This window comes from Allobaculum fili, from assembly GCF_020969955.1.
GTDB lineage: Bacteria > Bacillota_I > Bacilli_A > Erysipelotrichales > Erysipelotrichaceae > Allobaculum > Allobaculum fili.
The window spans coordinates 21,801-33,398 of record NZ_JAHDSX010000027.1 but is presented as its reverse complement, the minus strand read 5'-3'; the positions used below and the strand labels follow the sequence as shown (position 1 = coordinate 33,398).

Genomic DNA, 11,598 nt, shown 5'->3' with positions numbered 1-11,598 from the left:
CCAAATGAGGATTCAGTTTATAAGGCTTTGTATCTACGCATTGTGGAGCTTGAGAAGAAATGGCAGGGACGAACGGTTCAAAACTGGGCAATGGTACGCAATCAGCTCCTGTGCGAGGAAGAACTGGGCGCCAGGCTGGAGAAGTACTCAGCCAGATAAGCGGCAGATCCGAAATCCGCTCATGAAATTTTCTTCCGCTTAAACCCTTTACAGCGGGTCCCCGCTCCCCCTGCACCCCCTAAAGACGTCCCCGCCGTCGAAAAAATGCCACCCTGGCAGGGACGTCACAAGTCTAGCAAGAGGGGCGCCCGCTATAAAGGGCCGCTCCAGAAATTTTCACTCGCTCCTCGTCCAGCGAGGTGTTTTGAGCCTTCGAAACGGCCAAATGTTTCAACTACCAAAAAACGAATTTACACAAAATTTTTGACATACCCGCGATGCCGGCTGGACCGACGAAAAAATCGCCTGATACGAAATCAGTCCGACGCTCATTCTGCCAACGGAGAGAAACAAGCCTGAGACAGTAAGCGCAGCGAAATAAGGTCCGATCCACGAACGGGATGAGACAGATCGGAAATAACGCCAGGCACAAGAGGAATTCCGTCTGTTGATGGATGCATTCGGAAAATAGAAAATGGATCCAGTCCGAAGATCGAAATTGAACAGACGGCTTTTCCTGGATACCGGAATCAGCAATCTAAACAGCACTTCCCGTCTGTTCGAACCGACCAAACAGGAATGAGACAGACCAGAAGATCGGCAATGGAAACGGCCGATCTTTTTCTTTGGTTTTGAGAAGGATGTTCCGGGCACAGGCGAGTCTTTCGGACTGTCGTCTTTCCCATATTCTTCAAAAAAGAAGCGCAGGCCGGCTGCGCTTCTTTTCATTAATGTGATCTTTATTTGCTATTCGAACAATTTTGTATCCTTTGTGTGAAATTATATGATCCGCTTTCAAATGCAGTATTCATGTCGCATGGAGTATGGCTTCATGATATGATTTGCGTCGCATCGATGAATGAATATTAAATTATATTATAATACTTAGAATACGAAGTGATTGCGACTTGTTTACGCAAGTTCAATTCAAATACAGCGATTTATAGGAGAAATGATATGAAAAAGAACAAATTTTTACAACTTGCTCTGAGTACCTCTATGATCCTTAGCACCGCTGCAATGACCCTCTCTCCGGTTCAGGCGTTTGCTCAGGAAGAGGAAATGACTCAGATGGAAAGTTTCACCCTGTCGGAAAACAGCCAGGCTGACATCAACGAAACGCTTTCGGAAGAAGAAAAAATGATTCTGGCCAGTGACCTTCCTGCGACATACCGCGAAGGTACCGACGTAAACTGCGATCTGACGATCGATACGCTAGTAGATGGCACTCCGATGGACTCCCTGCTCTATCAGCCAGGTAAAGGTCAGAGTCAGGTGCAGATCGGCGGCGATCTGGACATGACCAACGTATGGAACAGCTACAGAACCTTCCGTCTGGCGTACATCATGGCCAACAGCAAACCTCAGTTTTACACAAAATCCCTCAAGGGAAGCTACACCTATACGTTCCAGATCAATCCGGAAATCGTATCGGTAAACGAAGACATTCTCTGCGACACATCGGCATGGCAGAAGGTATTTGAAGAAGGAAGCGGCGCAGCTGCCGAAGGCTTCTTCAAGTTCATGAAATGTACCCAGGCTTCTTATGATGCGACGACCGGTACAATCACCGTTCGCTTTGAAATCAACGAAAACGGAACAGGCAAAGTATCCTGCAAGACGCTCGATGACGACAAAACAACACAGCCGAAAACAATCCATGCCTACTCTCCAGAAGGCGCGCTCTTCATTAAGGACGAAAACTTCCAGAAAGGCGGTCAGGCGATTCTGAGCACCTCAACCTTCCACGGAAACATTGACCTGGATCCCTGGATGGCCTTGATCGTTCCGATTCGCTTCACCGGCGTAATTGACCAGACCGGTCTCGAACTGGACGTACCGTCCGGCAAAGTGGCTTTCCATGTAGAAAACGGTAACTGGGATGACGGTTCCGCCGATGCGAAAGTCGTAGAGATCGACATGGACATGGTGAAAACCAATGACGGCGCACACGCTGCTGGTACCCTCGATGCGTCTCTCATTCCAACCGGCATGGTTGCTCTCGAAGGCTTTGACCAGAGCAAAGGCCGCTGGACCGAAGAAATCAACACCGATGAAAACGGCATTGTTCTCTCCAATGAGGAATACGATGCTGCCTACACCTATACCTTCGACAAAACCGTGGATACCGGCGGAGAAGAAGAAGTTGGCCCAACGGTAAACCTCTACCGCGTTTACAACCCGAACACGGGCGAACACCTCTTTACTCAGGATGTCCGCGAGAAAAACTACCTGTCCGCGATCGGCTGGTATGATGAAGGTCTGGCCTGGGTTTCCCCGGAAACATCCAGCGAACCGGTTTACCGTCTGTACAACCCGAACAACCGCGATCATCACTTCACGCTCGATGAGCAGGAAATGAACGTTCTTACCGATCTCGGCTGGAAATATGAAGGCATCGCCTGGTACTCCAACGCGCTTGGAAAAGGCGTACCTGTATTCCGTACATACAATCCGAACGCCGATCAGGCCGGCTCGCACCACTTCACAACAAGCCGCAAGGAAAATGTATTCCTCATTTCCAGCGGATGGCTCGGTGAAGGCGTTGCCTGGTGGGTTGTTGAATAATTCCAATCCATTTCCCATCCAGAATAAGCCAGCACAAAATCTTATTCAGATCAAAATAATGCCAAAGGCTGCCCGTGCATTCCTGCATGAACAGCCTTTTCTTATGCCTCTTTTCTTTTTGTCTTCCCTTTTCCCTTTCTTTTCTTCCCTTTCTTTTGCCTGTGCAAAGTTTCGACTGGCAGGTTTAGCCGATCGTCTTTACCGGTTTGGGAGGAAGCGTATAGTCCTGAATGCGATGTTCCATCCAGACGATGCCGTAGGAACGATCAAACTTGAACGCGCAGTTGTCAAAGCGGCCACACTCCTTAAATCCTCTGGCTTCATGAAAACGAACGCTGTCCAGATTCAGATACGGATCGTCCTTACAGGAAGGGATGGCAATACAGGCGTAAAAATTGATGAATCCAGCTTTGCGGCATTCTTCTTCGAGGGCCTCATAAAGTCTGGAGCCATACCCTTTGTGACGGGAATTTCGATCCAGATAAATGCTGGTTTCGACACTCCAGGCGTATGCCTGTCTTTCCTTAAATGGAGCGACATAGGCGTAGCCCATGATTTTGCCTTTCTCTTCTAGAACCAGATACGGATAGTGCTTCTGAATGGTTTCAATACGGTGTTCAAACTCTTCGAGGGTAGGTACATCCCACTCAAACGTAATCGCCGTGTTTTCCACATACGGTCTATAAATTTCCAGAAGTCTTCTGGCCTCTTCCTTTTTCGCAAATCGAATCGTATACATTGGCGTTTCTTAAGGTCTTAAGGGACTGTTTCCTTTCTATGGAATTCTGTAAATATGCAGGATCCAGGATGATCCTCTCTTTCGTGTCCACTTTTCGGGGTACAGTCCGTGAAAGGACAACACAAAAGAGAAACTTTAGAAAATATAGTAGCGCGTTACACGCCCCTCGAAAAAGGAAAACTCTTTTTGGACGGACACGAGATTGGATAATGTACAGGTTCAGACAATTCTGTCATTTTGCTTCGAGAGGATCGCCTGTTTTTGTGCAGCCGTTAAAATCAAAGACGAACACGGTTTAAGCCGGGTCCATATCCCTCTCGATTCGATTTCATACCCGGCAGGAAAGGAAAAACGATCCATGACAAAAACGTATCCCGTATGCGATCTGCACTGCGATACCATTCTCGCTTTGCGCGAACGCCGCGATCAGAATCAGGACGCCTCTCTGGCAAAAAACGATCTTTGCATCGATATTCAAAAACTTCGAAAAGGCGGCGTGGCGCTGCAGACGTTTGCGCTGTTTACTGATCGCGGCAACGGCCGTCAGCCCGAACACGAAGCGCTTCGTCTGCTGAACGAATTTCAGAAGCAGATGCACATACATCGTGCTTTTCTGCTTCCGATCTTTACCCGCAAGGATCTGGATGCTTTACAAAACTCTTCGAAAACTGGCGTTCTGCTTTCTCTGGAAGAAGGCGATGTGATGTTTCAGGATCTGGACCTGCTCGAATTCTGGCAGCGCATGGGCGTTCGGCTCATTGCGCTGACCTGGAACTATCCAAACGCGATCGGTCACCCCAACATTTCCTTTGCGGATCTTGCGGATGTCGATTACCGAAAACCGGCTCCCCTTTTTCGCGTAGAAACAGAAAAGGGACTGACCGAACACGGCAAACAGTTCGTTCACAAATGCGAAGAACTCGGCATTTTAATCGATGTCTCGCATCTTGGAGACAAGGCGTTCTGGGATGTGATGGAAATGGCCTCTAAACCCGTCCTTGCTTCTCATTCCAACTGTCGGGCGTTATGCGAAGTCAGCCGCAACCTCAGCGATGAGCAGATTCGCGCCATTGCCAAAACGGGCGGCGTGATCGGTCTCAATTTCTGTGCCGACTTTTTACGGGAAAACGATGAAGACCTCTCGCGGCTTGAAGACATGATTCGTCATCTTGAACATCTGCGGGCAGCCGGCGGAATTGACGTCTGCGCGATCGGTACAGATTTTGACGGCATTCACTCCAAAGTCGAAATTGAAGACGCTTCGCAGATGCAGAAGCTGGCGGACGCCTTAGAAAAAGCGGGCTGGAGTGAAGAAGACATTGCCAAAGTCATGGGCGAAAACGTTTTTCGCGTCCTGCAGCAGGTTCTTCCCGAGGATCTCTGAAAACCAGGAAATCTGTTTTTCCTTCTGCACGGCTAGAAATCGCTCGGACTGATACAATAGGTGTACAGTAAATTGTCTGTCTAAAGCAGCAGGAGGCCATCTTTTCCAGTCGGCTTTTGCCCGCGTTTGATCCTGTGCTTCTTTTCGAAACAGGAACTGCATTCGATGCTCTGCATCGGGATAGACGAATATTTAGAGGTGAATATCTGTGCAAATTTTCTGGTTTATTCTTTGTCTTATCATCGGCTATCTGCTGGGGTCCATTCCGTTCGCGCTGGTCATCGGAAAAGTCTTCTTCCATACCGATCTGCGTAAAAAAGGATCCGGCAATCCTGGCGGTACCAATGCGGGACGCGTTCTCGGCAAAAAGGTCGGCGTTCTCGTCATTTTCATGGATGCCTTAAAAGTTGTTGCTGCCATTGGCATCGGCGCCCTCGTTTCTCCGGCCTGCGCGCTGGTCAGCGGACTGGCCTGCTGCATCGGTCACTGCTATCCGATCTTTGCTCATTTCAAAGGCGGCAAGGCAGTCGCCAGCATGTACGGCTTCCTGTTTGGCATTTCCCTGTTTGTCTTCCATAACGGACTGTATTTCCTCATTCCGTTTCTGATGTTCTTCATCATTCTGTATTTATACAAATGGGTGTCCGTGGCTTCCATCTGTGCGGCACTCGCCAGTTCCCTGCAGATTCTTTCCATGAACTGGTCGACCAATTCGCAGGATCTGCTCCTGATCGCCGGGAGCTGGATGCTGACCGCGCTGATCATCTACCGGCACAAATCGAACATTCTTAAAGTTCGCGCCGGCAAGGAAAGCAAAGTAACCTGGATTTAACTCTCATCGATTTCTCATTTAGCCGGTCCTGGACCGGCTTTTTTCCGGACTAAACGTCTGTATATATTTGCAAGACGTGCCCGATCTACGTGTGAAACGAATCTTCCGGAAATTCTCCGCAGCCGCCGGCATTCCGGCAGCATTTCCCCGTGCATTGTATCCTGTAAAAAAGCGGCGGTTTCACGCTTTCCTAGGGAAAGTCGTATGGAACCGCCGCTTTCGCATGCGAGATCTGTATTACTAATTGCAAAAACAATCAGCTGAGTTCGAACATGCCGTTATACAGTCTGGCGTAAAAGCCGTTCTGTTCGAGCAATTCTTCATGGCTGCCGCGCTCAACGATTTTTCCCTGATCGAGCACGATAATGCAGTCGGCGTTGCGCACGGTCGACAGACGATGCGCAATCACAAACGTCGTTCGTCCATCCATCAGATGCTTCATGCCTTCTTCAATCTGTTTTTCCGTTCGGGTATCGATGCTCGATGTGGCTTCATCAAGAACGAGCACCGGCGGATCTGCAATGGCTGCTCGCGCAATGGAAAGCAGCTGCCGCTGACCCTGGGAAAGGCTCGCTCCATCGGAGCTGATACGCGTATGGTAGCCTTCCGGCAGACGACGGATGAAGGAATCGGCATTCGCCAGTTTGGCTGCCTCGATGACTTCCTCATCGCTGGCGTTCAGACGGCCGTAGCGAATGTTATCGAGAATCGTTCCCGCAAACAGATGCGTATCCTGCAAAACCATGGCCATCGACCGGCGCAGATCGTCTTTGGCGATCAGTTTGATGTCGATGCCATCCAGCAAGATGCTTCCTTTGGAAATGTCATAAAAACGGTTGAGCAGGTTGGTAATCGTCGTTTTTCCGGCGCCAGTCGCACCGACTAAAGCAATCGTCTGACCGGGCTTGGCAAACAGCGAAACATCCTTAAGAATCTGCTTTTCCGGAACATAGCCAAAATCGACATGACGAAATTGCACATCCCCGCGAAGAGGTACGCATTCCACGGAACCGTTCGGGCGCGGATGTTTCCACACCCAGTTTTTCTGCGGAATGGAACTTTCCATCCATTTGCCATTTTCGTCCTGAATTCCGTAAGCGAGGGTCACGTGTCCCTGATCGGCTTCCGGCGCAATGTCCATAAAATCAAAGATGCGCTCCGCACCCGAAAGGGCCGAAAGCAGAAGCGTTGCCTGGGAAACGAACTGGTTAATCGGTGCTGCTGCCTGCCGAACAAAGACAAGATAGCTGGCCAGCGAACCGACGTCCGCCTGACCCTGCAGAACCATGTAGCTGCCGGTAATCGCTACAATGGCGTAATTAATATAGGAAACAGAAACGATAAAGGGGACCATCGTCTGCGAATAGGACAGCGCCTTTTTCGAAGCCGCATAGAGATTCTTATCGTATTTCTTAAACTGCTCCATACTGGCGTCTTCATGATTGAATACTTTGATGACGCGAAGACCGTGGATGGCTTCCTGCGCAAAACCGTTCAGCGCGCCGATGTATTTCTGCTGGAAAGAGAAGTATTTCCGGCTCGTCTTGCTGGCGAGAAGAACGTACGCGAACATGAACAGGTAGAATACAGCGACGATCAGCGAAAGCTTCCAGTTGAGCACGAAAAGCAGAAGCAGCGTACCAAATGCCTGAATGAAGTTCTGAATCATGGATGCAAACGAGTTGTTGAGTGCATCGCTGACTGTATCGACATCCGAAGTGAAGCGCGCCATCAGATCGCCCTGTTTTATCGTATCGAATACGCGGATCGGCAGAGATTCCATATGGACAAACAGATCGTGCCGGATTTCCTTGACGACCTGCTGGGCGCCTTTGGCCATCAGCTGCGTATAGCCCCACGCACTGAGTACGCCGGTCAGATAAATGACGCCCATGATCACCAGAAGCCGGATCACGCCGTTCGTATTGCCCTCGCCGGCTGTATTGACGATCGGGCGAATCATATACGTTCCAGCCAGATTGGCCAGACCGGAAACGGTAACCAGAAGGCCGACCGCAAAAAACGTCAGCCGGTGATTGCCCATGTAGTTGAGCAGACGCCGAAAGACCGAACGACGGTTTCTGGGTCTGGATGCATTTGATTTACTGTTCATCCGGCTGACCTCCTCCCTGCTGGCTTTCATAAATTTCCCGGTAAATCGGGCTGGTTTTCAAAAGTTCGTCATGGGTGCCGGTCTGTACAATACGACCCTGATCCATGACCACGATCTGATCGCAGTGTGAAATTGAAGAGACGCGCTGTGCAATGATGATCTGCGTAAGCCCGTGAATCTCGGCAAGATTTTTACGAATGAGCGCATCCGTCTTCGTATCCACTGCCGAAGTCGAGTCATCAAAAATGAGAATTTTCGGCTTTTTCAGCAGCGCGCGGGCAATGCACAGACGCTGCTTCTGACCGCCGGACACGTTGACGCCGGCCTGGCCGAGTTCCATATCAAGACCGCCGGGCAGTCGGGCGATCAGTTCGCTGGCTCCAGCCTGATCGATCGCTTTCAGAATTTCGTCGTCGCTGGCGTTTGGATTGCCCCATTTCAGGTTGTCGCGAACCGTTCCGGAAAAGAGCGTGTTTTTCTGAAGAACCATGGCAACATCTTCGCGAAGCGCCTTCAAGTCCAGATCATGAACGTTTTCCTGACCGACTTTCAGAGTGCCGCTCGATACGTCATACAGTCGCGGAATGAGCATGGCCAGAGACGATTTGGCCGATCCGGTAGCTCCGATAATGCCGACCCGGCTTCCTGAAGGAATATGAAGCGTCACATCGCTCAGAACGTCTTCCCTGCCTTCTTTCGAATACTTGAAGCTGACGTTTTCAAAATCGATCGAACCGTCCTGAAGCAGCTTTCCCTGTTCGGGCGAGTGCATTGTAATCTTTTCGTCGAGCACTTCTTCAATGCGATGAATCGAAGCCGCGGAACGGGTCAGCAGCAGGAAGATATTGGACATCATGATAAAGGCATTCATGATCTGCAGAACGTAGGACATGATGCCGGTCAGCTGACCGACAGCCAGCATGCTTTGCACAATCATCATCGAACCGATGGCCAGCAAAACCAGAATCGTGATATACATCGAAGCCTGAAAGAGCGGCAGGTTCAAGAAGGCCAGATGGTTTGTCTTCTGCATTAAAGACGCCAGATCTTCGTTGACCCGGTCGAAACGGTCTGTTTCGTAATCCGCACGAACAAAGGATTTCACCAGACGAATGGCAATCAGGTTTTCTTCCACTGCCTCATTGAGCGCATCGACCGTCTTCTGAATGAACCGGTACTGCGGAGCGACTTTCGAAACGATCCAGATCAGCAGCAGAGCCATGATCGGCGAAACGATCAGATAGACGATGGACAGTTTCCAGCTGATGATAAAGCACATGATGATGCCGAGAATGAGCATCAGTGGGCCGCGCGCGATCGGTCGAATGCCGTTGGTGATCGTATTTTGCAAAACCATGACATCGCTCGTCAGTCGGGTAATCAGTCCCGACGATTCAAAGCGGTCGATGTTTTCAAACGAAAACTTTTCGATCTGATCAAACTGCGCCTGTCGAATCTGGCTGGCGACCGTAGCCGCAGCCCGGGCTGCCGCTTTGGCATAGAGCAGACCAAAAAGAAGTGAACCCGCTGCACAAGCGAGCATCCCCAAACCGCGGCTGACAAAGATGGACGTATCCCGGTGCATCACGCCAATATCGATAATATCGGCCATCAAAACCGGGGTGATGACTTCAAGTAAAGTCTCGATGGCAACATAGATCACGGCGAGAATAAAATCTTTTCGCGCACTTCTTGTCAGTTTAAAAATCGCTGAACCATTCATCCTATCCCCTCTTTTCAGGCCGGTTATTCTGGCGCTCAGCATCCTTGTGCTCTGGATTTTTATCTTTTGCTTTTCGATGAAAAGCCGGAACCCGGCCGCTCATAATGTTTCTATTCTTATCTATTGTCTGCTGATTCCTGCCTGCTGACTCTTTCGTATACAGGCGCGCAGACGGTTATGCCGTTTTCTGAATTGTCAATCTGTCGGTGTACAGACTGACGATGTCCAGGACGGTGCGCTCGTTCCGCCTTCCGTCAGTTTTTAAAAGCAGACTGTTTGTCAGCTGGAACCGCCAAAATACAGAACTGTATTTAGAATACGCAAGAACGGTAAGAAATTCGCTTTTCATTCCCTCAATTCGGTATTCCGCAGGCGGACAGGCCCTTTCTGAACAGGAGTTTTTGGAAGGCCGGGCTCGCCCCGTTTCCCTTGCCGCTTTTTTGAAGTATCTTCGGACGGAAAGGAAACGGCCTTCCGTTTTGATGAACAAAATGCAAAACCTTTTCAGAGTCTGTTCAATTCAGGCTATATGACCGTAATAAATATAGTAAGATTTAGTGTACGGTTCAGCCCCTGCTGAACTGCCCGTCAACTGGAGGAAAACATGAGTTACCAAATTCCGAGAGGAACGCAGGATATTTACGGAGAAGCAAGCTACTCCTGGCAGCAGCTCGAAACTTTATTCCGTCAGTTCTGTCTTCTTTACAACTTTGATGAAATTCGTACCCCGATCTTTGAACACACCAATGTCTTCAAGCGCGAAAACGATTCGAGCGACATGGTCAACAAAGAGATGTACACCTTTACTCTTCCCAATTCTTCGACGTCCCTGACTCTGCGTCCGGAAGGAACCGCAGGAGTCGTCCGTTCCTTTGTAGAAAACAAAATGTACGCTCTGCCGGATCTTCCGGTAAAGCTGTATTATATCGGCCCGATGCACCGTCATGAACGTCCGCAAAAAGGCCGTCTGCGTATTTTCAACCAGTTCGGTATCGAATCTCTTGGTCTGAAGAGCCCGTATTCGGACGTAGAAGCGATGGTTCTCGCCTACTCCATTCTGCGTTCCCTTGGCCTTGACCATATTACCATTCTGCTGAATACCCTTGGCGATGACGAATCCCGCTCGGCGTATCGAAGCGCTTTAAAAGAATACTTCGCACCATATGTCGATGATCTCTGTTCCGACTGCAAGCGCCGCTATGAACAGAATCCGCTCCGTCTTCTCGACTGCAAAGTCGATCACGACAAGGACTGCATGAAAAACGCGCCGTCCATGGCTGACTACCTCAACGAGGAAAGCCGCGAATACTTCAGGACGGTTACTGATCTGCTCGATGTAATGAACATTCCGTATCGTGTCGATCCTTCTCTGGTTCGCGGTCTCGACTACTACACGCATACTGTTTTTGAAATTGTCAGCGAATCGCCTTCCATGGGTGCCCAGGCTACGCTTCTTGCCGGCGGCCGCTACGACAACCTGATCCCCTATTTTGGCGGACCGGAAATGTCCGGCATCGGCTGGGCGCTTGGCGAAGAGCGCATTCTGCTCGCGCTGGAAGCGGAAGGCATTAAACTTGGCGAAAAGCCGCCTCTGGATGCGTACGTCATGGTTCTCAATCCGGAAGCCCGCAGCTATGCGTTTGAACTTCTGACCGAACTGCGCGCCAACGGATTCCGTTCTGACATGGACTTCATGGGCAAATCGTTCAAAGGGCAGTTTAAGGCTGCAGACCGCGCCCATGCCAAATTCACGCTGCTGATCGGCGAAGACGAAGCGAAAAACCGCACTGTTACGATTAAGAACGCGCAGACCCGCGAACAGACCAGTCTGAATGCGGATGAGCTGATCGACTTCATGGACAGTCAGTTCGAAGAAGGCGATGAGCACGGTCACGATCATCATCATGAGCACGATCATGACCATGACGAGCACGAAGCGCACGATCATCAGGACTAAGCTGACACTACCCGTCCTGACCTGAATCCATTTCCTTATCCAAAAACGGCATAACGCCTGCGAAATGCGTATAGAAAGTCTGAATCGCAGCCTCCCTTCCCGTTTTGCCGTCTATATTCCCTT

The 11,598-nt window shown here is 50.0% G+C and carries 7 protein-coding genes and 1 pseudogene; 5 read left to right on the top strand and 3 right to left on the bottom strand.

Translation table 11 applies throughout. The features are described from left to right. Window positions 1-159: pseudogene (locus Afil_RS11520) on the top strand (IS256 family transposase); the annotation flags it as partial. Between the two features lie 957 nt (window positions 160-1,116). Then, complete coding sequence (locus Afil_RS07115) at window positions 1,117-2,727, top strand: hypothetical protein (protein ID WP_230267880.1); 1,611 nt, start codon at window positions 1,117-1,119, stop codon at window positions 2,725-2,727. Between the two features lie 184 nt (window positions 2,728-2,911). On the opposite strand, the gene Afil_RS07110 is transcribed toward Afil_RS07115, so the two are convergent. After that, window positions 2,912-3,466 (bottom strand): GNAT family N-acetyltransferase, encoded by a 555-nt coding sequence (locus Afil_RS07110; RefSeq protein WP_230267879.1) that lies wholly within the window; start codon window positions 3,464-3,466, stop codon window positions 2,912-2,914. A 358-nt stretch (window positions 3,467-3,824) separates the two neighbouring features. Between Afil_RS07110 and Afil_RS07105 the strand changes: the two genes are divergently transcribed. Beyond that, window positions 3,825-4,850 carry a dipeptidase gene (locus Afil_RS07105; protein ID WP_230267878.1) on the top strand — a complete coding sequence of 342 codons (1,026 nt, stop codon included), beginning with the start codon at window positions 3,825-3,827 and terminating at the stop codon, window positions 4,848-4,850. A 208-nt stretch (window positions 4,851-5,058) separates the two neighbouring features. Next, window positions 5,059-5,682, top strand: coding sequence for a glycerol-3-phosphate 1-O-acyltransferase PlsY (plsY, locus tag Afil_RS07100; protein WP_230267877.1), 624 nt, complete (start codon window positions 5,059-5,061; stop codon window positions 5,680-5,682). A 256-nt stretch (window positions 5,683-5,938) separates the two neighbouring features. Here plsY and Afil_RS07095 read toward each other — a convergent pair whose 3' ends face one another. Then, on the bottom strand, window positions 5,939-7,795 hold the full coding sequence (locus Afil_RS07095) for an ABC transporter ATP-binding protein (protein WP_230267876.1): 1,857 nt from the start codon (window positions 7,793-7,795) through the stop codon (window positions 5,939-5,941). Beyond that, a complete protein-coding gene (locus tag Afil_RS07090; RefSeq protein ID WP_230267875.1) occupies window positions 7,785-9,518 on the bottom strand; it encodes an ABC transporter ATP-binding protein in 1,734 nt (577 codons plus the stop codon). The genes Afil_RS07095 and Afil_RS07090 overlap by 11 nt, the downstream gene beginning before the upstream one ends. A 604-nt stretch (window positions 9,519-10,122) precedes the next feature. On the opposite strand from Afil_RS07090, the gene hisS reads away from it, so the two are divergent. Next, complete coding sequence (gene hisS / locus Afil_RS07085; RefSeq protein ID WP_230267874.1) at window positions 10,123-11,475, top strand: histidine--tRNA ligase; 1,353 nt, start codon at window positions 10,123-10,125, stop codon at window positions 11,473-11,475. Window positions 11,476-11,598: the final 123 nt, after the last annotated feature.

Coding starts and splice junctions, on each gene's coding strand:
- hisS (WP_230267874.1), top strand. CDS start 10,123: ATGAGTTACCAAATTCCGAGAGGAACGCAGGATATTTACGGAGAAGCA.
- Afil_RS07110 (WP_230267879.1), bottom strand. CDS start 3,466: ATGTATACGATTCGATTTGCGAAAAAGGAAGAGGCCAGAAGACTTCTG.
- Afil_RS07105 (WP_230267878.1), top strand. CDS start 3,825: ATGACAAAAACGTATCCCGTATGCGATCTGCACTGCGATACCATTCTC.
- Afil_RS07115 (WP_230267880.1), top strand. CDS start 1,117: ATGAAAAAGAACAAATTTTTACAACTTGCTCTGAGTACCTCTATGATC.
- Afil_RS07095 (WP_230267876.1), bottom strand. CDS start 7,795: ATGAACAGTAAATCAAATGCATCCAGACCCAGAAACCGTCGTTCGGTC.
- Afil_RS07090 (WP_230267875.1), bottom strand. CDS start 9,518: ATGAATGGTTCAGCGATTTTTAAACTGACAAGAAGTGCGCGAAAAGAT.